At 65.2% G+C, this 24,285-nt stretch carries 10 protein-coding genes and 1 pseudogene; 6 read left to right on the forward strand and 5 right to left on the reverse strand.

Annotation, left to right across the window (positions count from 1 at the left end):
* Nucleotides 1–32: 32 nt before the first annotated feature.
* Entirely contained in the window at nt 33–12,929 is a 12,897-nt protein-coding gene (locus QMX97_RS18750; protein WP_282397371.1) for a non-ribosomal peptide synthetase, read from the forward strand.
* Nucleotides 12,930–13,016: 87 nt separating this feature from the next.
* Here the strand turns inward: QMX97_RS18750 and dsbG are convergent, their stop codons facing one another.
* The 3 genes from dsbG to dsbD are packed head-to-tail and all read right to left on the reverse strand — an operon-like array spanning nt 13,017 to nt 16,347.
* Nucleotides 13,017–13,793: a thiol:disulfide interchange protein DsbG gene (gene dsbG, locus QMX97_RS18755; protein WP_065903488.1), complete on the reverse strand. Its 777-nt coding sequence runs from the start codon at nt 13,791–13,793 to the stop codon at nt 13,017–13,019.
* Complete coding sequence (locus QMX97_RS18760) at nt 13,769–14,620, reverse strand: prolipoprotein diacylglyceryl transferase family protein (RefSeq protein ID WP_282397372.1); 852 nt, start codon at nt 14,618–14,620, stop codon at nt 13,769–13,771. The genes dsbG and QMX97_RS18760 overlap by 25 nt, the downstream gene beginning before the upstream one ends.
* Entirely contained in the window at nt 14,620–16,347 is a 1,728-nt protein-coding gene (dsbD, locus tag QMX97_RS18765; protein ID WP_282397373.1) for a protein-disulfide reductase DsbD, read from the reverse strand. The genes QMX97_RS18760 and dsbD overlap by 1 nt, the downstream gene beginning before the upstream one ends.
* Nucleotides 16,348–16,523: 176 nt before the next feature.
* On the opposite strand from dsbD, the gene QMX97_RS18770 reads away from it, so the two are divergent.
* From QMX97_RS18770 to QMX97_RS18790, 5 genes are all read left to right on the forward strand, one after another.
* Nucleotides 16,524–17,204 carry a response regulator gene (locus QMX97_RS18770; RefSeq protein WP_065903475.1) on the forward strand — a complete coding sequence of 227 codons (681 nt, stop codon included), beginning with the start codon at nt 16,524–16,526 and terminating at the stop codon, nt 17,202–17,204.
* Entirely contained in the window at nt 17,201–18,523 is a 1,323-nt protein-coding gene (locus QMX97_RS18775; protein ID WP_065903466.1) for an ATP-binding protein, read from the forward strand. Before QMX97_RS18770 ends, QMX97_RS18775 begins: the two co-directional genes overlap by 4 nt.
* Before the next feature lie 122 nt (nt 18,524–18,645).
* Complete coding sequence (locus QMX97_RS18780; RefSeq protein WP_282397374.1) at nt 18,646–19,413, forward strand: N-acetylmuramoyl-L-alanine amidase; 768 nt, start codon at nt 18,646–18,648, stop codon at nt 19,411–19,413.
* Nucleotides 19,414–19,575: 162 nt separating this feature from the next.
* Nucleotides 19,576–20,988, forward strand: a complete 1,413-nt coding sequence (locus tag QMX97_RS18785; protein WP_262135792.1) for an aspartate aminotransferase family protein — start codon at nt 19,576–19,578, stop codon at nt 20,986–20,988.
* A gap of 82 nt (nt 20,989–21,070) precedes the next feature.
* Nucleotides 21,071–21,292 (forward strand): MbtH family protein, encoded by a 222-nt coding sequence (locus tag QMX97_RS18790; RefSeq protein WP_065903458.1) that lies wholly within the window; start codon nt 21,071–21,073, stop codon nt 21,290–21,292.
* 392 nt (nt 21,293–21,684) lie between these two features.
* Here the strand turns inward: QMX97_RS18790 and QMX97_RS18795 are convergent.
* Together QMX97_RS18795 and QMX97_RS18800 are read right to left on the reverse strand one after the other, a co-directional pair.
* Nucleotides 21,685–23,870: pseudogene (locus QMX97_RS18795) on the reverse strand (mechanosensitive ion channel family protein).
* A gap of 72 nt (nt 23,871–23,942) precedes the next feature.
* Nucleotides 23,943–24,110 carry a hypothetical protein gene (locus tag QMX97_RS18800; protein ID WP_162946051.1) on the reverse strand — a complete coding sequence of 56 codons (168 nt, stop codon included), beginning with the start codon at nt 24,108–24,110 and terminating at the stop codon, nt 23,943–23,945.
* Between the last annotated feature and the right edge of the window lie 175 nt (nt 24,111–24,285).

The following is a 24,285-nucleotide window of genomic DNA, read 5'->3' on the forward strand; positions in this document are numbered from 1 at the left end:
TTTCCCGTAAGCCGATTTCAGGCAGGAACCCCATGATGGACGCCTTCGAACTTCCCCGTAACCTGGTCGAGTCCCTTCAACGTCGTGCTGCGCAGACCCCGGACCAGGTGGCCCTGCGCTTCCTCGCCGAGTCGGCCGAGCACAGCGTGGTGCTCAGTTACCGTGACCTGGACCAGCGCGCCCGGACCATCGCCGCCGCCTTGCAGGCCAAGGCGACGCTGGGCGATCGCGCAGTGTTGCTGTTCCCCAGCGGCCCGGACTACGTCGCAGCGTTCTTTGGGTGTCTGTACGCCGGGGTGATCGCGGTGCCGGCCTATCCGCCGGAGTCCACGCGCCGTCACCATCAGGAGCGCCTGCTGTCGATCATCGCCGATGCCGAACCGCGCCTGCTGCTGACCATCGCCAGCCTCGGCGATGGCCTGGCCCAGATCGACAACGCGCCGCCGGTGCTGAGTGTCGACACCCTCGATGCCGCCATCGCCGAGCGTTGGCTGGCGCCTGAGCTGCAGCCCGACGACATTGCCTTCCTGCAATACACTTCCGGCTCCACGGCGTTGCCCAAGGGCGTGCAAGTCAGCCACGGCAACCTGGTGGCCAACGAAGTGCTGATCCGCCGTGGCTTCGGTATCGACCTGAACCCCGACGACGTGATCGTCAGCTGGCTGCCGCTGTACCACGACATGGGCCTGATCGGTGGCCTGCTGCAACCGATCTTCAGTGGCGTGCCGTGCGTGTTGATGGCGCCGGCGTATTTCCTCGGCCGGCCGTTGCGCTGGCTGGAAGCGATCAGCGAATACGGCGGCACCATCAGCGGCGGACCGGATTTCGCCTACCGCCTGTGCAGCGAGCGGGTCAGTGAATCCGCGCTGGAACGCCTGGACTTGAGCCGCTGGCGCGTGGCCTATTCCGGCTCCGAGCCGATTCGCCTCGACACCCTGGAACGCTTCGCCGAGAAGTTCGCGAGCTGCGGTTTCACCCCGAACAATTTCTTTGCCTCCTACGGGCTGGCCGAGGCCACCCTGTTTGTCGCCGGTGGCCGCCGTGGCCAGGGCATCCCGGCGTTGCGTGTCGACGAGCAGGCCCTGGCTGCCAATCGCGCTGAGCCTGGGCAGGGCAGTGCAATCATGAGTTGCGGCACCAGCCAGCCGGAACACGCGGTACTGATCGCCGACCCCCACACCTTGAGTGAACTGGCCGACAACTGCGTCGGCGAACTCTGGGCCACCGGGCCGAGCATCGCCCATGGCTACTGGCGCAACCCCGAGGCCACCGCGAGGACTTTCGTCCAACACGCCGGCCGTACGTGGCTGCGCACCGGTGACCTGGGCTTTATCCGAGACGGCGAGGTGTACATCACCGGGCGTCTCAAAGACCTGCTGATCGTGCGTGGCCACAACCTGTATCCCCAGGATATCGAGCAGACCATCGAGCGCGAAGTCGAGGTGGTGCGCAAGGGCCGCGTTGCGGCGTTCGCGGTGAATGACCAGGGCCTGGAAGGAATCGGCATCGCCGTGGAAATCAGCCGCAGCGTGCAGAAAATCCTGCCGCCCGACGCGCTGATCAAGGCGATCCGCCAAGCGGTGGCCGAGGCCTGTCAGCAAGCGCCGAGCGTGGTGGTGTTGCTCAACCCCGGCGCCTTGCCCAAGACCTCCAGCGGCAAAGTGCAGCGTGCCGCGTGTGCGTTGCGTCACGCCGATGGCAGCCTCGACAGCTATGCGCAGTTCCCCGACCTGCACGTGCAGGCAAGCGATGCGGCGTTGGAATCCGAGCTGCAAAGCCGGATCGCAGCGATCTGGTGCGAGCAATTGCAGGTGCCGAGCGTGGCCGCCGATGACCATTTCTTCCTGCTTGGCGGCAACTCCATCACCGCCACCCAGGTGGTCGCGCGGCTGCGCGAAACCCTTGGCCTGGAACTGAACCTGCGCCTGCTGTTCGAGGCGCCGACGCTGTCGGCGTTCGCCGCGAGTGTGGCGCAACTGCAACAGGACGGTGGCCTGGCCCAAGGCGCGATTGCTGCCTTGTCGCGCCAGGACGAACTGCCGCAATCGCTGGCACAGAACCGCCTGTGGATTACCTGGCAACTGGACCCGCAGAGCAGCGCCTACACCATCCCCGGTGGCCTGCGCCTGCGGGGCGAGTTGGACGCAGACGCGGTGCGCGTGAGCTTCCAGCAACTGATCCAGCGACATGAGGCCTTGCGCACGCGTTTCTACGAACGTGATGGCCAGGCTTTCCAGCGCGTGGCTGCTCACGCCGATTTCGAGCTGCAAGTCATCGACCTCAGTGACCTGCCTGCCGCCGAGCGTGAGGCTCGCGCGCAACAGATCCGCGAGGACGAAGCCCGCACCCAGTTCGACCTGGAAAAAGGCCCGTTGCTGTGGGTAACCCTGGTGCGCCTCGACGATGAAGATCACCAATTGCTGGTCACCCTTCACCACATCATCGCCGACGGTTGGTCGCTGAATATTCTGCTCGACGAGTTCTCGCGCCTGTACGCCGCCGCCAGCCAGGGCCAGGCCCTGACATTGCCGCCACTGACCCTGCAGTACGCCGACTACGGCAGCTGGCAGCGCCAATGGCTGGCCCAGGGCGAAGGCCAGCGGCAACTGGCGTACTGGAAAGCGCAGCTGGGCGAGGAGCATCCGCCCCTGAGCCTGGCCACCGATCGCCCACGTTCGGCGCAGCAACGCTACAGCGCTTCGCGCCACAGTGTGCGCTTGAGCGCCGGCCTCAGCGCAGCGATTCGCCAGACCGCCCAGGCCAATCAATCCACGCCGTTCATGGTGTTGCTCGCGGCGTTCCAGAGCCTGCTCTACCGCTACAGCGGCCAGCGCGATATCCGCATTGGCGTGCCGAATGCCAACCGTCCGCGCCAGGAAACCCAAGGCCTGATCGGCTTCTTCATCAACACCCTGGTGCTGCGCGCCGAGTTGGACGGGCGCCTGCCCTTCAGCCAACTGCTGGCCTCGACCCGCGAGACGGTACTAGGCGCGCAAGCGCATCAGGACTTGCCATTCGAACAACTGCTGGAAGCCTTTCCGCAGGCGCGCGAACAAGGTCTGTTCCAGGTCATGTTCAACCACCAGCAACGCGACTTGAGCGCCTTGCGCCGCCTGCCCGGCATGCTCGCCGAGGAGCTGCCGTGGCACAGCCGCGAAGCCAAGTTCGACCTGCAACTGCACAGTGAAGAAGACCGTAACGGGCGCTTGAGCCTGTCCTTCGATTACGCCGATGAACTGTTCGAACACGCGACCCTCCAGCGCCTGGCCGAGCACTTTATCCAGCTGCTGCAAGCGGTCTGCGAGCAGCCGCAGCAAACCCTCGGCGACCTGCCGTTGAGGCTGCAGGACGAACAGCCCGCGTGGAGCACGGCACCGTGTGCGCCGGCCCGGCAGTGGCTGCCCGAGTTGCTCAACCAGCAGACCTCGGACCGCACCGCGCTGGTCTGGCAGGACGCTAGCCTGACCTTCGCCCAGTTGCACACCCAGGCCAACCGCCTGGCCCACTACCTGCGCGACAAAGGCGTCGGCCCGGACGTGTGCGTGGCCATCGCCGCCGAGCGTTCGCCGCAGCTGTTGATCGGCCTGCTGGCGATCATCAAGGCTGGCGGTGCCTATGTGCCGCTGGACCCTGACTACCCCGCCGACCGCCTGGCCTACATGCTCAAGGACAGCGGCGTACACCTGCTGCTGACCCAGACTGCATTGCTGGACCGCGTGCCGGCTGCGCCCGGCGTGTGCGTGATTGCCATGGACAGCCTGCACCTGGACAGCTGGCCGACCCAGCCACCGGGCCTGCACCTGGAGGGCGATAACCTCGCCTACGTGATCTACACCTCCGGCTCCACCGGCCAGCCCAAGGGCGTGGGCAATACCCATGCGGCCCTGGCCGAGCGCTTGCAGTGGATGCAGGCGACTTATCAACTCAATGACACCGATGTGCTGATGCAGAAGGCGCCGATCAGTTTCGACGTGTCGGTGTGGGAGTGCTTCTGGCCGCTGATCACCGGGTGCCGCCTGGTACTGGCCGGCCCCGGTGAGCATCGCGACCCGCATCGCATTGCGCAATTGGTGCAGGAGCACGGCGTAACCACGTTGCACTTTGTGCCGCCGCTGTTGCAGCTGTTTATCGATGAGCCGCTGGCGGTCGAATGCACCAGCCTGCGCCGCTTGTTTTCCGGCGGCGAAGCCTTGCCCGCCGAGTTGCGCAACCGTGTGTTGGCACAGTTGCCGGCAGTACAGCTGCACAACCGCTATGGCCCGACCGAGACCGCGATCAACGTCACCCACTGGCAGTGCACGGCCGCAGACGGCGAGCGCTCGCCGATTGGCCGGCCGCTGGGCAATGTGATCTGCCGCGTGCTGGACGAGCAGCTCAATCCGTTGCCGGCCGGTGTGCCGGGTGAGCTGTGCATCGGCGGCATCGGCCTGGCACGCGGGTATCTCGGACGTGCCGGGTTGACCGCTGAACGATTCGTCGCCGATCCACTGGGCGAGGGCGGCGCACGCCTGTATCGCACCGGTGACCGCGCGCGCTGGAGCGCCGACGGCGTGCTCGAATACCTGGGCCGCCTTGATCAGCAGGTCAAGCTGCGCGGCTTCCGTGTGGAGCCCGAAGAGATCGAAGCGCGCCTGCTGGCCCTGGACGGTATCGCCCAGGCCGTGGTACTGGTGCGCGATGCGCAGTTGATCGGTTACTACACCGCCAGCACCGCGCTGGATGAACAGGACGTCAAGGCCGCGCTGGCCGCCGAACTGCCGGAGTACATGGTGCCCGCGCTGTTGATGCGCCTGGACGCCATGCCCCTGAGCCCCAGCGGCAAGCTCGACCGCCGTGCCTTGCCGGCACCGGTGTGGCAAACCCGCGAACATATCGAGCCGCAAACCGCGCTGCAGCAACAGATCGCGGCGATCTGGCGCGAAGTGCTCGGCGTGCCGCGCCTGGGCCTGCGCGATGACTTTTTCGCCCTCGGCGGCCATTCGTTGCTGGCCACGCAAATCATCTCCCGCACCCGCCAGGCCTGCGACGTCGAGTTGCCGTTGCGCACGTTGTTCGAAGCCAGCGAGTTGGGCGCTTTTGCCGAGCAAGTGGCGCTGATCCAGGCCTCCGGCCACCGCAACCAGCAGACCGCAATTGCCCAGGTCGACCGCAGCCAGAAGGTGCCGCTGTCCTATTCCCAGCAGCGCATGTGGTTCCTGTGGCAGATGGAACCGGACAGCCCGGCCTATAACGTCGGCGGCATGGCGCGCCTGCGTGGCGTGCTGGATGTGGGGCGATTCGAGGCGGCGTTGCAGGCCTTGGTCATGCGCCACGAAACCCTGCGCACGACCTTCCCGAGTGTCGATGGCGTGGCCTATCAGAAAGTCTCGGCGCAAACCGGCCTGCGGATGGACTGGCAGGATCTCTCGGCGCTGGACGCAACCGAGCGCCAGCAGCGCCTGCAGCAACGTGCCGATCAGGAAGCTCACACCCCGTTCAACCTGGAGACCGGGCCGTTGCTGCGCGCGTGCCTGGTCAAGGCGGGCGATCAGGAGCACTACCTGGTGCTGACCCTGCACCACATCGTCACCGAAGGCTGGGCCATGGACATCTTTGCCCGGGAACTCAGCGCCCTGTACGAAGCGTTTATCGATGAACGCCTGTCGCCGCTGCCGCCGTTGCCGGTGCAGTACCTGGACTACAGCGTGTGGCAACGCCAGTGGCTGGAAAGCGGCGAACGCCAGCGCCAACTGGACTACTGGACGGCGCAGTTGGGCAGCGAGCACCCGCTGCTGGAACTGCCCGGTGATCGTCCGCGGCCACCGGTGCAAAGTCATCAGGGCGAGCTCTACCGCTTCGACCTGAGTGACGACTTGGCCGCCCGCGTGCGCGCGTTCAACGCCGAACGCGGCCTGACGCTGTTCATGACCATGACCGCGACCCTGGCCGTGTTGCTTTACCGCTACAGCGGCCAGACCGACCTGCGCATCGGCGCGCCGGTGGCCAACCGGATTCGCCCGGAAAGCGAAGGCCTGATCGGTGCGTTCCTCAACACCCAGGTGCTGCGCTGCCAGCTCAATGGGCAGATGCATGTCGCTGAGCTGTTCGAGCAGGTTCGCCACACCGTGATCGAAGGCCAGTCCCACCAGGACCTGCCGTTCGATCATCTGGTCGAAGCCCTGCAACCGCCCCGCAGCGCAGCCTACAACCCGCTGTTCCAGGTGATGTGCAACGTGCAGCGCTGGGAGTTCCAGCAGAGCCGCCAACTCGCCGGCATGACTGTCGAGTACCTGGCGAACGATGCCCGCGCGACCAAGTTCGACCTCAACCTGGAAGTCACCGACCTCGACCATCGCCTGGGTTGCTGCCTGACCTACAGCACCGACCTGTTCGATGAACCGCGCATTGCGCGCATGGCCGAACATTGGCGCAACCTGCTTGAAGCCCTGATCGCAAATCCCGCGCAGCGCCTCAGCGATCTGCCGTTGCTGACCGCGGTTGAGCAACGAGCCTTGCAGGACAGCCTGGGCGTCGAGGCCGGTGAACATCGCCTCGACCAGTGCATCCATCAACTGTTCAGCCTACAGGCGGCCAAGCGTGCGGATGCCCCGGCGCTGACCTTTGCCGGCGTGACCCTCACCTACGCCGAACTCGATGCCCGCGCCAATCGCCTGGCCTGGATGCTGCGCGAGCGCGGCGTCGGCCCGCAGGTGCGGGTCGGCCTGGCGTTGCCGCGTTCGCTGGAAATGGTCATCGGCCTGCTGGCAATCCTCAAGGCGGGCGGCGCCTATGTGCCGCTCGACCCGGAATACCCGCTCGACCGCCTGCACTACATGATCGAAGACAGTGGCATCGGCCTGTTGCTCAGCGATGCGGCGATGTTCGCAGCCCTCGGCGAATTGCCGGCCACCGTGGCCTGCTGGTGCCTGGAAGATGACTTGCCGGTGCTGGCAAATTACGCGGCCGACGAGCTGCCGTTCATTAGCCTGGCGCAGCACCAGGCGTACCTGATCTACACCTCCGGCTCCACCGGCAAGCCGAAAGGCGTGGTGGTCGCCCACGGTGAAATCGCCATGCACTGCCAGGCGGTGATCGAGCGCTTCGGCATGCGCCCGGATGACTGCGAGCTGCATTTCTATTCGATCAACTTCGACGCCGCCACCGAGCGCCTGCTGGTGCCGCTGCTCAGCGGCGCGCAGGTGGTGTTGCGTGCCCAGGGCCAGTGGGATGCGGAGGAAATCTGCGCGCTGATCCGCACCCATCGCATCAACATCCTCGGTTTCACCCCGAGTTATGGCAGCCAGTTGGCGCAATGGCTGGCGACCCAACACCAGACGTTGCCGGTGCGCATGTGCATCACCGGTGGCGAGGCCCTCACCGGCGAGCACCTGCAGCGCATCCGCGCAGCGTTCCAGCCCGACGTGTTTTTCAACGCCTATGGCCCGACCGAAACCGTGGTGATGCCGCTCGCCAGCCTGGCGCCGCAGCACGTGGAGGAGGGCGCGGCCAGCGTGCCGATCGGCAGCATTATCGGTGACCGCGTGGCCTACATTCTCGACGCCGACCTGGCGTTGGTGCCACAGGGTGCGACCGGCGAGTTGTACGTCGGCGGTGCCGGCCTGGCCCAGGGGTATCACGAGCGTCCAGGCATGACCGCCGAGCGGTTTGTCGCGGATCCGTTTGCGGCCAACGGTGGGCGTCTGTATCGCACCGGCGACCTGGTTCGGCAACGCGCCGATGGCCTGGTGGAGTACCTCGGGCGCATCGACCATCAAGTGAAGATTCGTGGTTTCCGCATCGAGCTGGGCGAGATCGAAACCCGCCTGCTGGAACACCAAGCCGTGCGCGAAGCGGTGGTGCTGGCGCTGGATTCGCCGAGCGGCAAGCAACTGGTGGCGTATTTGGTCAGCGACGCCGACCACGGCACCTTGCGTGACGCGCTGAAGGCGCACCTCAAGGCGCAGTTGCCGGACTACATGGTGCCCGCGCACCTGATCGTGCTGGACAGCATGCCGCTGACCGCCAATGGCAAACTCGACCGCCGCGCCTTGCCGCAACCCGACCCCGAGGCCAACCGCCAACAGTACGTGGCGCCGCGCAACGAGCTGGAACAGACCCTGGCCGCCATCTGGTGCGCGGTGTTGAACGTGCAACAGGTGGGCCTGGACGATAACTTCTTTGAACTGGGCGGCGACTCGATCCTGTCGATCCAGGTGGTCAGCCGCGCGCGGCAGGCCGGGATTCACTTCAGCCCGCGTGACCTGTTCCAGCACCAGACCGTGCAAACCCTGGCCGCCGTGGCTACGCGTTCCGAGCATGTCATCGCCGAGCAGGGCGTGCTCACGGGGCCCTCGGGCCTGACACCGATCCAGCACTGGTTCTTCGATACGGACATTCCCAACCGGCAGCACTGGAACCAGGCCTTGCTGCTCAAACCGCTGCAACTGCTGGAACCCCATCGCCTTGAACAGGCGCTGCTGGCGGTGCTCGAACACCACGACGCCCTGCGCCTGAGTTTCACCCCGCGCGATGCGCAGTGGCACACCGAACACCTGGCCGTGCCCGAAGGCGGCGTGCTGATGCAAGCGAAAGTGCGTGATATGGCGCAGTGCACCGCGCTGTTCACCGACACCCAACGCAGCCTCGACCTCGAACACGGGCCGCTGCTGCGGGCCTTGTTGGTGGATGGCCCGCAAGGCCAGCAACGTCTTTTGCTCGCGATCCATCACTTGGTGGTGGACGGCGTGTCGTGGCGCGTGTTGCTGGAGGATTTGCAGACCGTTTACCGGCAACTGAGCGACGGCCAATCCGTCAACCTGCCGGCCAAGACCAGTGCCTTGCGTGACTGGGCCGCGCGCCTGCAGGCGTATGCCGGCAGCGAGTCGCTGCGCGAAGAGTTGAGCGTGTGGCAGGACCAGTTGGCCGGCCCAGCGGTGGCGTTGCCGGTGGCTCGCCCGCAAGGGTCGCTGCGCCACCGCGATGCCGACACCATCAGCGTGCGCCTGGATGCCGAACACACCCGTCAGCTGCTGCAACAAGCGCCGAGCGCGTACCGCACCCAGGTCAACGACCTGCTGCTGACGGCCCTGGCCCGCGTGGTGTGCCGCTGGAGTGGCCACGCTTCGGCGCTGATCCAACTCGAAGGGCATGGTCGCGAAGCGCTGTTTGACGACATCGACCTGACCCGCAGCGTTGGCTGGTTCACCAGTGCCTATCCATTGCGCCTGACCCCACAAGCCGGGCAGGGCGACTCGATCAAGGCGATCAAGGAGCAACTGCGCGGCGTGCCGCACAAGGGCCTCGGCTATGGCGTGCTGCGCTACGTGGCGGATGATCTGTGCAAGCGCAGCATGGCCGCGTTGCCGAGTGCCGCGATCACCTTCAACTACCTCGGCCAGTTCGACCAGAGCTTCGGCGCCGATGCGCTGTTCCATCCGCTGGACGAGTCCGCCGGCCTGGCCCATGACCCGGACGCCCCGCTGCCCAATGAGCTGAGCGTGGACAGCCAGGTCTACGGCGGTGAACTGGTGCTGCGCTGGACCTTCAGCCGTGAACGCCACGACCCGCAGACCCTCCAGGCGCTGGCCGATGCCTACCTGGCCGAACTGCAAAGCCTGGTTGCGCATTGCCTTGAGGACAGCGTGGGCGGGCTGACCCCGTCCGATTTCCCGCTGGCCCACCTGACCCAGTCGCAACTGGACGCGTTGCCCGTGCCGGCCAGTGCCATCGAAGACGTCTACCCGCTGACCCCGATGCAGGAGGGCCTGCTGCTGCACACGCTGCTGGAACCGGGCACCGGCCTCTACTACATGCAGGACCGCTACCGCATCAACAGCGCGCTGGACCCCGAGCGTTTCGCCCAGGCCTGGCAGGCGGTGATTGCCCGTCACGAAGCGTTGCGCGCGTCATTCTGCTGGAATGTCGGCGAAGACATGCTGCAAGTGATCCACAAGCCCGGCAGCACGCCCATCGAGTATCTGGACTGGAGCGCCGACCCGGAGAGCGAGCAGGAGCCGCGTCTGCAGGCGCTGCTCAAGCAGGAGCGCGAAGCCGGTTTCGATCTGCTCAACCAGGCGCCGTTCCACCTGCGCCTGATCCGTGTCGGCGAAGCGCGCTACTGGTTCATGATGAGCAACCACCACATCCTCATCGATGCCTGGTGCCGCTCGCTGCTGATGAATGACTTCTTTGAGCTCTACACGGCCCTCGGCGAAGGCCGCGAGGCGCAACTGGCCACGCCGCCGCGTTATCGCGACTACATCGCCTGGCTGCAACGCCAGAACCTGAACGCAGCGCGCCAGTGGTGGCAGCAGAACCTGCAGGGGTTCGAGCGCACCACGCCGATCCCGAGCGATCGGCCGTTCCTGCGTGAACATGCCGGTCACAGTGGCGGCATGGTGGTGGGCGACTGCTACACCCGCCTCGATGCCCGCGACGGCGCGCAGTTGCGCGAATTGGCCCAGGCCCATCAGCTCACCGTCAACACCTTCGCCCAGGCAGCCTGGGCGTTGGTGCTGCGGCGCCTGAGCGGCGACCGCGACGTGCTGTTCGGCGTCACCGTGGCCGGGCGCCCGGTGGAAATGCCCGAGATGCAACGCACCGTCGGCCTGTTTATCAACAGCATCGCGCTGCGTGTGAAGCTGCCCGAGGACGACCAGCGTTGCAGCGTGCGCGAGTGGTTGAACGGCCTGCTCGACAGCAATATGCAACTGCGCGAGTACGAATACCTGCCGCTGGTGACTATTCAGGAACACAGTGAGCTGCCCAAGGGCCAACCGCTGTTCGACAGCCTGTTCGTGTTCGAAAACGCTCCGGTGGAAGTCTCGGTGCTGGACCGTGCGCAAAGCTTGAATGCCACTTCGGACTCCGGCCGCACCCACACCAACTTCCCGCTGACGGCGGTGTGTTATCCGGGGGATGACCTCGGTTTGCACCTGTCCTACGACCAGCGTTATTTCGACGAAACCACCGTGCAAGGCATGCTCGGCGAATTCAAGCGCCTGCTGCTGGCGCTGGTGCAGGGCTTCCATGGCGACATGGCCGACCTGCCGCTGATCGGCGAGCAGGAGCGCGAGTTCCTGGTAGACGGCTGCAACCAGAGCGAACACGCCTATCCACTGGAGAGCAGCTACATCGAGTTGTTCGAGGCGCAGGTGGCCGCGCATCCGCAGCGGATTGCCGCCAGCTGCCTCGACCAGCAGTGGACCTATGACGAGTTGAACCGGCGCAGTAACGGCCTCGGCCACGCGTTGATAGCGGCGGGTGTGGGCCTGGATCAACCGGTGGCGTTGCTGGCTGAGCGCAACCTGGACCTGCTGGGCATGATCATCGGCAGCTTCAAGGCCGGCGCCGGTTACCTGCCGCTGGACCCGGGGCTGCCCAGCCAGCGCCTGAGCCGCATCATCGACCTGAGCCGCACGCCGTTGCTGGTGTGCACCGAGGCGTGCCGCGAGCAGGCCATCGAACTGCTGGAGGGCTTTGATTGCCAACTGCTGGTGTGGGAAGAAGTGCCTGGCCGTGGTGCCAATCCCGGCATCTACAGCGCAGCGGACAACCTCGCCTACGTGATCTACACCTCGGGCTCCACCGGCCTGCCCAAAGGCGTGATGGTCGAGCAGCGCGGCATGCTCAACAACCAGTTGAGCAAGGTGCCGTACCTGGACCTCGGGCCGGCGGATGTGATCGCCCAGACCGCCTCGCAAAGCTTCGATATTTCCGTGTGGCAGTTCCTTGCCGCGCCGCTGTTCGGCGCGCGGGTGGACATCGTGCCGAACACTATTGCCCACGATCCGCAAGGCTTGCTGGCGCATGTACAGGCCCAGGGCATTACCGTGCTGGAAAGCGTGCCGTCGCTGATCCAGGGCATGCTGGCCCAGGAGCGCATGAGCCTGGACGGCCTGCGCTGGATGCTGCCGACCGGCGAAGCGATGCCGCCGGAACTCGCGCACCAGTGGCTGCAGCGATACCCGCAGATTGGCCTGGTGAACGCCTACGGGCCGGCGGAATGCTCGGACGATGTGGCGTTCTTCCGTGTCGATGTGGCGTCGACCCGTGGCACTTACCTGCCGATCGGTACACCGACCGACAACAACCGCCTGTACCTGCTCGATGGCGCGCTGGAGTTGGTGCCGCAAGGTGCAGTCGGCGAGCTGTGCGTGGCCGGTACCGGTGTGGGCCGCGGTTATGTCAGCGATCCGCTGCGCACCGCCCAGGTGTTTGTGCCGAACCCGTTCGGCGCGCCGGGCGAGCGCCTGTACCGCACCGGCGACCTCGCGCGTCGGCGCAGTGATGGCGTGCTGGAATACGTCGGGCGTATCGACCATCAGGTGAAGATTCGCGGTTACCGCATCGAACTGGGTGAAATCGAAGCGCGCCTGCATGAGCAGCCGTACGTGCGTGATGCCGCCGTGGGCGTGCAGGAAGGCGTCAACGGCAAGCATCTGGTCGGCTACCTGGTGGCGGCCGATGAAGCGCTGAGTTCAAGCGAACGCCTGGACCGCATCAAGCAACGCCTGCGCGCCGAACTGCCGGAATACATGGTGCCGTTGCACTGGTTATGGCTCGAGCGCCTGCCGCTCAACGCCAACGGCAAGCTCGACCGCAAGGCCCTGCCGGCACTCGAAATCGGCCAGTTGCACAGCCAGGACTACCTGGCGCCGCGCAACGCACTGGAGACCACCCTGGCCGCCATCTGGGCCGAGGTACTGAAAGTCGAGCGGGTGGGCGTGCAGGACAACTTCTTCGAGCTGGGCGGCCACTCGTTGCTGGCCACGCAGATTGCCTCGCGCGTGCAGAAGTCTCTGCAACGCGATGTACCACTGCGAGCCATGTTCGAGTGCAGCACGGTGGCGGAGTTGGCCGAGTACATTGATGGGCTGGCGGCGAACGAGATCAGCGCGGAGAAAGTGGATCGGTTGAGTGATTTGATGGCGGAGCTGGAGGGGCTTTGATCGTTGTGGTCTGCCAGGGCCTTAGCGCCGGCAAGCCGGCTCCTGCGGGAGTTGGCTTGCCGGCGATGATGTCAGGCCAGGCGTTGCTTACTTTGGCCCCAGAATCTTCACCAACTTCTCCGGCGACGGCGCCCCTTGCTGTTGCTGCAATTGGCCCTTGTCATCCAGGTAGAAAATCGCCGGCGTTGCCGACAGTTCCAGCTCATCCATCAACTTCATGTTGGCATCGAGCTTGGCTTCGATAGTCGCCGGGATCTTGGCCAGCGCCTGCAACTTGCTGGCTTTGCCGGCGGCTTCGTGTTCTTCCAGGGCTTTTTGCGGGTCCTTGGCGGCGAACAGTGCGGCGGATTTGCCTGGGCTGTCTTCGCGGATGATGCCGACCATGATGTGGCGCAACTGCACCTTGCCGGCTTTCACCCATGGCCGCGCCTGTTCCCAGAACATGTTGCAGTAAGGACAGTTAGGGTCGCTGAACAGGTAGACGGTGCGTGGCGCGTTTTTGTCGCCGTCCTGGATCCAGCTGCTGTTTTCCATCTTGGCCCAGACTGCCTTGGCCATCGGCGCGTACACCAGTTTTTCCAGGGGCGCGCTGCTCAGGTCATTGCCTTGGGCGTCGTACAGGTTGCCGGCGATTACGCTCTTGCCGTCGGCGGTCAGGTACAGCGCCATGCCGCGATTCTGGTATTGCGCGGCGTAGCCGGTGAGGCCGCTGGGCGCATCGAACTTGCCGAGGATCTTGGCGCCCTTGGCCTCGATCTGCTTGATCGGTGCCGGCCAGTCTTCGGCCTGGGCCAGGGTGGCTGTCGCGCTGAGTGACAGGAAGGTCAGCGGCAGCAGGGTCAGCAGGTGGCGGAGGCGGGGCATGTCGGTTTCCTTATGGCGGCAGGTTCGGTGTCGAAGGGTTCCATGGCACGGGCCAGGCTGGCCTGGGACAACTCGCCCAGGTGGCTGTTGATCAGGCGCCCGTCGGCCCGGTAGAACAACGTGGTCGGCAGGGCCATGGAGCCCACGGCCTGGCCGAGGCGGCCGCTGGCGTCGAAGAGTACGTTGTCGAGGGTCAGGCCCTGGGTAGCGAGGAAGGTGCTGACGCTCTGCATGCTTTCAGCCTGGTTGACGAACAGGAAGGTCACGTCCGGGCGTTGGTGTTGCGCGCGTTCCAGCACCGGCATTTCCCGCCGGCACGGTGGGCACCAGGTGGCCCACAGGTTGATCACCAGCGGGCCGCCCTTGTAGTCGGCCAGTTGCACCACCTCGCCATTGGCATTGCGCAGGGTGATGTCCGGCAGTTGCGTGCCTTTGTCGTATAGGCTCAGGGACAGGGTGGCCATGCCCCAGAACAGCAGGCCGGTGATCACCCCGGCGCTCAGCGGCTTGCGCAGGGCCGGGCGACGCCAGCCGTAGGCCAGTGCGCCGAGCACCAGTGCGATCACGCCAGGCCAGGCGAGGAAACCGCCGTCGCGCAGGTCGACCATCTGCAGCCAGTCGTTGCTGTAGTCACTCCAGTACATCAGCACAAAGCTGATGCGGGCCACCAGCATGCCCAGCAGGAACAGGCTGAACAGCACCGATTCCGGGTTTTCACCGCCACGCTTGGCCACGCGCCAACCCACCAGGGTGGCGAGAATCAGCGCGCCGATCAACAGGATGTGATTCAGGGCGATGGCGAAGGTGCCGATGGTCAGGGTCAGCATCAGAGGGCGTCCCGGGTCTGGGTCCAGCGTTGCAGGAAAGCGGCGGCGTCCACTTCGCCAGTGATGCGTTGGGCACGGCGCTCCTCACCGTCGGGGCCGATCCAGACAAAGCTCGGCGGCCCCGGCACCTTGTAGCGGCCGAGCAGCGCACGGCTGGCGGCGTTGTCGGCGGTGACGTCCAGGCGCAGCAGGCGGACATCCTTCAGGGCGGCCATGACCTCGGGTTTGCCGAACACCTGTTTTTCCATGACCTTGCACGACACGCACCAGTCGGCATAGTAGTCCACCAGCACCCATTGGCCCTGGGCCTTGGCGCTGTCGAGCTGGCTTTGCAGCACGGCTGGATCCTTGATGGTCATGAAGGCGTCGTGGGCGTCCGTTGCGGTGGCGACTCGCGAACCGCTGTAGACCTTCAATGGCTGGAACAGGTCATCGCTGCCACCGGCTGCGCCCACCACCAGTAGCGCGCCCCACAGGCCGAGCACCAGCGAACCGGCACCGAACACCTTGGCGGCCAGGCCGTACTCGCGGGCCAGGGTCCAGCCGCAGTAAGCCATCACCAAGGCCAGTGCGCCCCACAGGCCGATCCACAGGCTGTCGTCGACCACCGGGCGAATCATCAGCACCGCGGTGCCCAGGAACAGGAAGCCGAAGACGCCCTTGAGCACGTTCATCCAGGTGCCCGGCTTGGGCAGGAAGCGGTTGCCCACGGTCACCAGCAGCAACAGCGGAATGCCGATTCCGATGCCCATGGCGAACAGGATCAAGCCCCCGTGCACGGCATTGCCGCTCTGGGCGATGTACAGCAGGGCGCCGGCCAGGGGCGCAGTCATGCAGGGCCCCACCAACAGGCCCGACAGCGCGCCGAGAACCCCGGCGCCCAGCAGGCTGCCACCGCTTTGCTGGCGGCTGACGTTGTCGAGGCGGTCACGCAGGAAGGCCGGCAGTTGCAGCTCGAAGAAGCCGAACATCGGTAGCGCGAGGATCACGAACAGCGCGGCGAAACTGCCGAGGATCCACGGTGTTTGCAGCAGTGCGGCAAGGTTGGCGCCGAGCAAGGCGGCCAACACGCCGAGCGCGGCATACACCAGCGCCATGCACACCACATAGCTGCTGGCCAGGGCAAAGCCACGACGCGGGCTGGCGCCACTGCCCACCACCAGGCCGGCGAGGATCGGCAGCATCGGTAACGAACAGGGGGCAAACGCGAGCAGCAGCCCGAGGCCAAAGAACACCAGCAGGCTCCAACCCAGGCTGCGTTGCTGCAGGCCGCTGGCCAGGCTCTGGTCCTGCGCCTCGGCGGTAGCGGCAACGGCGGGGTTGCCGCCCAGGTCTACAGTGATCGATTGCGGTGGGTAGCATAGGCCGGCATCGGCGCAGCCTTGCCAGCCGAGCTTGACCTGGCCGGTGGCGCCGGCGGGGATCTTCACTTCCAGGCCCTGGCGATACACCTCCTGCTCGCCGAAGAACTCATCGCTATGGGCCTCGCCCTGCGGCAGCACTGGCTGTTCGGCCAGGCCATCGAATTTCATACGCTGCTTGTACAGGTAGTACCCGTCGGCAATCTGCCAGTAAAGCTGGGTCTCACCGGATTCCAGGCGCTCGGAAGTAAAGGTGAACGCTTTGCCCACCGGCAGGAAGTCGGGTTTGGTCTCGAACGGGTTGCCCGGCGCGGCCTGGGCGAATCCCGCGAACAACACCAGCAGAAAGGTAAACAGATGCCGCATGGTCAAGCCTTAGTTCGATGCAAGTAGGCACACAATGTGTGGCGTTGATTAACCGATGATTAACCGGGCGCTATTCTAAAGTGAAGGAGATGACTGAGCGCGCCTCTTTTCACGGCATAATCGGCGCTTAATCCGCGGCACCTTTAATCCTCCCCATCTTTCATGAAGGGTTCACCATGCACGTACTGGTCTGTGAAGACGACAAGCTGATCGCCAGCGGCATCGTCGCCGGCCTTGGCGCCCAGGGCTTTACCGTCGAGCACGTGGCCACGGCGGCGGCGGCGCGGGCGATGCTCAAGGCGGCCACGTTCGACATCATGGTGCTCGACCTCGGCCTGCCCGACGAAGATGGCCTCAAGCTGTTGCAGCAGCAGCGCAGCCAGGGCCTCGAAATCCCGGTGCTGATCCTCACCGCGCGAGATTCGGTGACCAATCGTGTCGACGGCCTGCAAGCCGGGGCCGACGACTATTTGCTCAAGCCTTTCGACCTGCGTGAACTCGCCGCCCGCCTGCAGACCCTGCTGCGGCGCGTGGCGGGGCGCAGCGTCAACCTGATCGAGCACGGCCGCCTGGCCTACGACCCCAGCAGCCGCGAGACCTTCCTCGGCGGCCAGCCGGTCGACCTGTCGCGCCGCGAGCAGGCGCTGCTGCAGGCCCTGTTGCATAACAAGGGCCGGGTGCTGTCCAGCGAACAGCTCAAGGACAGCGTCTACGGCTTCAACGACGAACTGGAAAGCAACGCCCTCAACGTGCATATCCACCACCTGCGGCGCAAATTGGGCAATGGCATCGTCGAAACCGTGCGTGGCCTGGGCTACCGCCTCGGGCCGGCGGACGGGGGAGAGGACGTGTCGTGAAAAGCCTGCGCCTGCGCCTGACCTTCAAGTTGGGCGCCGCTTTTGTGCTGATCTGGGCCCTGGCAGCGGCCTGGATGCTCAATGACCTGCGCAACCAGATGATGTTTTCCCTCGACCAGCGCCTGGTGGCGTCCGCGCGCATGGTGGCCGGGCTGACCGAGCAAATGCCGGGGCTCGCGAGTGTCAGCGGCGGCGCGCATTTCAGCGCCGAACAACTGCATGTGCCGGGCGGCATGGCCTGCCAGGTCAGCTCCCTGCGCGGCGAAATCCTCGCGCGCAGCCATACCACCCCGGAAGAGGGCCTGGAGTCGCGCAAGAGCGGCTTCCGCGACCAGGTGGTCGACGGTGTGGGCTGGCGCAGTTTTACCCTGTCGCGTGGCGACCTGCTGATCACCACGGCCGACCGCCAGGTGGAGCGCGAGGCGCTGAACCTGTCGATCCTGCTGGCTGCCTCGGTGCCGGTCGGCGTGGCGATGCTGGGTTGCCTGTGCCTGCTGTGGCTGGGCATCGGCCAGAGCCTGTTGCCGCTCAATCGCATGCGTGACGCGCTGATGCGCCGCAGCGCCGATTCCCTCGAGCCGCTGCAGATTCACCCGTTGCCCAGCGAGCTCAAGCCGCTGCTCGATACGCAGAACCAACTGCTGCAGCGCATCGCCAAGACCATCGAGCGCGAACGCCGCCTGACCGGCGATGCGGCCCACGAGTTGCGTAGCCCGCTGACCGCGATCAAGACCCACCTGCAAGTCGCACGCATGACCGAGGGCGCGGCGCGCGACCAGTCGCTGGCCCACGCCGAGGAAGGCGCCGACCGCCTGCACCGGACCTTGGAGCAATTGCTGCTACTGGCGCGGGTGGAGGGCAGCCTGTCATTCGACGATGGCTTGCAGTCCAGCGCCGAAGAAGTCGCGCGGCTGGCGATCGAGGATGCGAACGCCGGCGACAATCAGCGCATCGACCTGGTCCTGGCAGACACCCTCACCAGCGCTCCGGTGGAAATGCCGGTGGGCCTGGCCGTCGCGGCCCTGCGCAACCTGCTGGACAACGCCTTGCGCCACACCCCGGCCGACACCCGGGTGGAGCTGAATGTGTTCAACGCTGGCGATCAGGTGGTGTTCCGCGTGCGTGACCACGGCACGCAGATTTCCGCCGAGGACCTGCAGTACCTTACCCAACGCTTCTGGCGCAATGGCAACAGCGAAGGCTGTGGCCTGGGCCTGGCGATCGTGCAGGCCATCGTGCAGCGGTGTTCCTGTTCATTGACATTCGACAGCCAGGCAGATGGCCTGCGCGTCGACCTGGGCATGCCATTGCGACGCTGATCCGTTTTCTCATGTGCCAAATAGTTACCGCCCTGCTGAAGATCAACCCTTCAGGATGGCGGTAATTTTTTTGCGCTTGAACGGGCCGAAAGACTCGGCCTGTACTGAAAAGGACAGTTCTTATGTTGGTCATCGATACCAGTTTCCCTGCGCGGGACTTCAACGAACGCAGCGGCGAGCCCGTGCGCCAGGTGGTCCTGCACTACACCGCGGCGCCTTTCGCGTCGTCCTTGCGGACCCTGACGCAGAACGGGGTCAGCGCTCACTATCTGCTGCCCGATCCCGATGAGCCCGGCTACCGCGCCGCCGGGTATGAAGAATTGCGTGTCTTTCGCCTGGTGGGCGAGGACCTGCGTGCGTGGCATGCCGGGGCCAGCCATTGGGGCGGGCGTGACAACCTCAACAGCCGGGCGATCGGCATCGAGATCGTCAATCTGGCGCGCGACGATGGCGGGGTGTTTACCTTTCCCGCGTACAGCCAGGCGCAGGTGGAGGTGCTCATCGCCCTGATGCGCGACATCCTGGGGCGCCATCCGCAGATCGGCCCGGCAGACGTACTGGGGCACTCGGACGTGGCCTACTGGCGCAAGAGTGACCCGGGGCCGCGCCTGCCGTGGCGCACGTTGTTCGAGGCGGGAGTGGGCGCGTGGTTTGACGAGTCGACGCGGGCCATGTACCAGCGCCGGTTTCGCCTGGGGTTGCCGCCTGAAGTGGAGGTGGAGCGGGCGTTCCAGCGCTATGGCTATAAACCGGCGCAGAATCGCCAGATGTTCGAGCGGCGCACGCGCGCCTTCCAGATGCACTTTCGCCCGCGGGATTACGGCGGGTGCCTGGACGCGGAGACCTGCGCGATTTTGTATGCGCTGAACGAAAAATACCTCGGGTTGTGACGCCGGGTGCGAGGCTCATCCATCCGTTAACCGTCACTGTCCCCTAAATCCTCTTCTCGCTGGTGCGTTTCCAGAACAGGAAATCCGTGCGCATGCCCTTGGGCCAGACGCCAACGGATTGGCAGTTTGGTCACCATCATCAGCGTATTGAGGGATCGAGAGATGTCAGTCGCTATCAGCCGTATCGAAGATGCCCCGGTGCATGCCAGCCCGGCGCCCGCGGAAACGCTCTACCAGTTCGACGAAACCCCGCTGCTGGCTCGACAGCGCCAGCAGGAATCCAACGCGCGCAGCTACCCGCGGCGCATTCCCCTGGCGCTCAAGCGCGCCAAGGGTATCTACGTGGAAGACGTGGAAGGCCGCAGCTTCATCGACTGCCTGGCCGGCGCCGGCACCCTGGCGCTGGGGCATAACCACCCGGTGGTTATCGAAGCCATCCAGCAGGTGCTCAGTGACGAACTGCCCCTGCACACCCTGGACCTGACCACGCCGGTCAAGGACCAGTTCGTGCAGGACCTGTTCGGCCTGTTGCCGACTGCGCTGGCGCGCGAAGCCAAGATCCAGTTCTGCGGCCCGACCGGCACCGACGCGGTGGAAGCCGCGTTGAAGCTGGTGCGCACCGCCACCGGGCGCAGCACGGTGTTGTCGTTCCAGGGCGGCTACCACGGCATGAGCCAGGGCGCGTTGAGCCTGATGGGCAGCCTGGGGCCGAAGAAACCCTTGGGCGCCTTGCTCGGCAATGGCGTGCAATTCCTGCCGTATCCCTACGACTACCGTTGCCCGTTCGGGCTCGGCGGCGCCGAGGGTGTGCGGGTCAACCTGCATTACCTGGAGAACCTGCTCAATGACCCGGAAGCCGGGGTGTTGCTGCCGGCGGCGGTGATCGTCGAGGTGGTGCAGGGCGAGGGCGGCGTGATCCCGGCCGATCTCGACTGGCTGCGCGGTTTGCGGCGGATCACCGAGCAGGCCGGCGTGGCGTTGATCGTGGATGAAATCCAGAGCGGTTTTGGCCGTACCGGCAAGATGTTTGCCTTCGAACACGCCGGCATCATTCCGGACGTGGTGGTGATGTCCAAGGCCATCGGCGGCAGCCTGCCGTTGGCGGTGGTGGTGTATCGCGACTGGCTCGACACCTGGTTGCCGGGCGCGCATGCCGGGACCTTCCGTGGCAATCAGATGGCCATGGCGGCGGGCTCGGCGGTGATGCGCTACCTCAAGGAACACGACCTGGCTGGCCACGCGGCCGCCATGGGCGAACGCCTCGGTGAACACCTGAGAATCCTGCAGCGTGAATTCCCGCACCTTGGCGACATTCGCGGGCGTGGGTTGATGCTCGGCGTGGAATTGGTCGACCCCGAGGGCACCCTGGATATCCAGGGCCATCCACCGGTGCACCGCCAATTGGCGCCGCTGGTGCAGCGTGAATGCCTCAAGCGCGGCCTGATCCTGGAACTCGGCGGCCGGCATGGCAGCGTGGTGCGCTTCCTGCCGCCGCTGGTGATCACCGCCACCGAAGTCGACCGAGTCGCCGAGATCTTCGGGCGCGCCCTGGCCGCAGCGGTGGCCAGCCTCTAATTTTTTTACGCTTTGGTACGTTTCTACAGATATCAGCGCTGCGCGTGGTGCGCAGCCAGCCTTTGAGCGATGGAGAACAGCAATGACCTCAGTATTTGACCGCGACGACATCCTGTTTCAGGTAGTGGTCAACCATGAAGAACAGTATTCCATCTGGCCCGACTACAAGGCGGTGCCAGAAGGCTGGCGCACCGTGGGCAAGAGCGGCCTGAAGAAAGAATGCCTGGCCTACATCGAAGAAACCTGGACCGACATGCGTCCGTTGAGCCTGCGCCAGAAGATGGACGGCGCCGCGCTGTCCTGAGCCCGCGCTGCAGCAGGCCCGATTGTTTTGGTATGCGGGCCTGTTGTGGCATTGGAGGGGGGTTGTGGTTGGAGGGTTTCCTGTGGTCTGAGGGGGCTGTGGCCTCAAAGCTTGTTGGGGTGAGCAGGGCTGTTGTGGTGAGCGGGCTTGCCCCGCGTTGGGCTGCGAAGCAGCCCCAAAACCAGCCGCTGAGGTTTACCTGATGCACTGAGTGTTTCTTGAGAGGGGGCCGCTACGCAGCCCAACGCGGGGCAAGCCCGCTCACCACAACAAGCCCGCTCACCACAAAAGCCCCGCTCACCACAACAAGCCGGCTCACCACAAAAGCCCCGATCACCCCAACAAGACCTCAGACCACTACACGGCCCCGGGCCACCACAGGCCCCTCCCACTCATGCGTTCTTCTCTTTCTCCAACCCGCCCGACGCCCCCGTCACCACCTGCACGCTCAAGCGCGGGGTGGCCAGGTCCAGGCCGGCTTCGTCCAGGTGGCGTTTGAGCGACAAGTTGAACGCCCGCGACACTTCCCATTGCTTGATCGGTGCCGTCTTGAACCGCGCGCGCAGGATCGCGCTGCCGGATTCGAAGCTTTCCACCCCCTGGATCTCCAGTGGCGACCAGATATTGCGGCGTTGCAGCGGGTCGTTGCGCATCTTCTGGCCGACATCGCGCATCAGCTTGATCGCGTCGTCGATTTCCATGTTGTAGGGGATCGCCACGCGAAAGATCGCGTAGCCGAACTCCCGCGAGTAGTTCTTGATGCTCTTGATCTCGCTGAACGGGATGGTGTGCACGATGCCGTCGATGTCGCGCAGGCGCACGGTGCGGATGGTCAAGCCTTCGACCGTGCCGAGGTGGCCGCCGACATCCACGTAGTCATCGATGGCCAGGGAGTCTTCGATGATGATGAACAGGCCGGTGATCAAGTCCGCCACCAGCGACTGTGCACCGAAACCGATGGCCAGGCCGATCACACCGGCACCGGCCAGCAGGGGCGTGACGTTCATGCCCATGTTCGCCAGCGCGACGATGGCCGCGATGATGAAGATGGTCACGAACAGCACGTTGCGGATCAGCGGCATCATCGTCTGCGCGCGGGCATTCGCCAGGCCTTTGCGCGAGCGGGTGAGGGCGTGGTGGATCGCGGTGTCGCTGAGGATCCAGATCAGCCAGGCAAACAGCAGCGTGCCGCCCAGGCCGAACAGCTTGACGCTGATTTCATGGCCGTCGCCTTCGGTAAAGCGGATCAGCGACAGGCCCCAGACCCGCAGCCCCAGCTCGATAAACACCAGCCACACCACCAGGTGAGCCAGGGTGTAGACGAAGCTTTTCAGGCGTTCGGAGTACAGCGCATGGCGCTTGTGCCCGCGTTGCGGCTTGAGGGCGTGGCGGCGGACCAGGCCGTTGATCACCATGCACAACACCAGCAGCACCGTGCACAACAGTGACTGACGCAGGGCGGTGCTGGTGTCGCCGGCGGATACGAAGGTGGCGAACAGCGAGATACCCACCAGCAGCAAGGCCGGGATGTACCAGAACGAACCGATGATTTCGATGGTGTCGCTGAGGGCGCGGCGCGTGAGGCGGCGGGACAGCGGCTGGTTGCGGATCAGGTGGGCGATCGGACGACGAAAGCGCAGGATGAACACGCCGGTAGACAGCGCGGCCATCACATTCGCCACGGTCGCGGCGGTGTGCGCCAGGTGCTGTCCCAGGGCCTGCATCATCCGTGGGTCGCTCAGCGCCTCGCCGAAGGCCGCAAAGCTGCCGATCAGCCACAACGGACGAAACGCCTGGTGGCGCAGGATATACAGCGCGCGGTGACGGTGCGGGCCGTCCAGCACCGAAAACGCGATGACGCAGATCGCCGAGAAACACGTGCCGACCACCAGGGCGTAGGCCAGCACCATCGCCAGGGATTTACCCAGGGACGAGGGCAGCGCGTAGCTCAGGTACACGGTGATCACCAGCGCGATCAGCCACGGCCCCAGTTTGCGCAGGGCAAAGCGCAGCATGTCCCAGGTGCGCGGGTGTTGCGGCAGTTCCTCGGGCAGGCCGAAGCGCTCACGCACGCGGTGGCTCAGCCAGATCAGCGCGGCTGCGAGCAGGCTCCACACCGCCAGGATCAAGGCAAAGCCGAAAATGATCGGCAGCCATTCGCTGGCCGGCAGCATCAGCGCGCCGAGTTCATCCTTGGCCAGGTCGACTTCATTGGACCAGCGTCCCAGCGGGCTGTCGGCACCGGAGAACTGTTGCTCGAGGCCCGACAGCGTACTGCCGATCAACCCGAGCACGCCTTGTTCAGCGGCCGGCTGGGCCTTTTGCGTGGCTTCGCGCAGTTTCTTCAGGTCGCTCAGCAACTGGGTGCGTTGCTGGTCGTTTTCCAGGGTCTTGATCACCTCGTCCAGGGACTGGCCGAGCGGCACTTCGGCCTGGGGTTGGGTCTTGTTGGTGCTGCCCAGCAGGCCGGGCAGGCTCACGGCCTGGGCAGGCTCACGGCCTGGGCAGGCGCGAGCGGCAGCAGCGTGAGCAGAGCGATCAGGAGGTAACAGGGCAGGGCGAACAGACGGGAAAGCACGAGGCGGTCAACCTTGGAAACGACGAATTGACCGAGTGTACGAGGCCGCTATGCCCAATGCGAGTGCATTTGTCATTCGGCCAGTTTGGCGAGGATCTTGTACACCACGGTGCCCAGGATCAGCAGCATGCCCACCCACATGCCGAACACCCCGGCAGGCTTGTCACGAAAGTTGAAGCCGACCGCGAGCATGATCATGCCGATCACAATAGGGATAAGCATGGCGTGGAAGGAGGACATGGAGATCATCGGGCGACGGCCTTGTCAGAGTGGGAATTCTGACAAGTCTAGGCCGGATTGCAGAAAATGCAGGTGATACAGATCAGGTGTGGGCAGAAATGAATGTGGGAGCGGGCTTGCTCGCGAAGGCTATACATCAGTCAGCCGATTCAGTGGCTGACACACCGCCTTCGCG

The sequence above is a fragment of the Pseudomonas sp. PS01298 genome, from assembly GCF_029959745.1.
Taxonomy (GTDB): domain Bacteria; phylum Pseudomonadota; class Gammaproteobacteria; order Pseudomonadales; family Pseudomonadaceae; genus Aquipseudomonas; species Aquipseudomonas aylmerensis.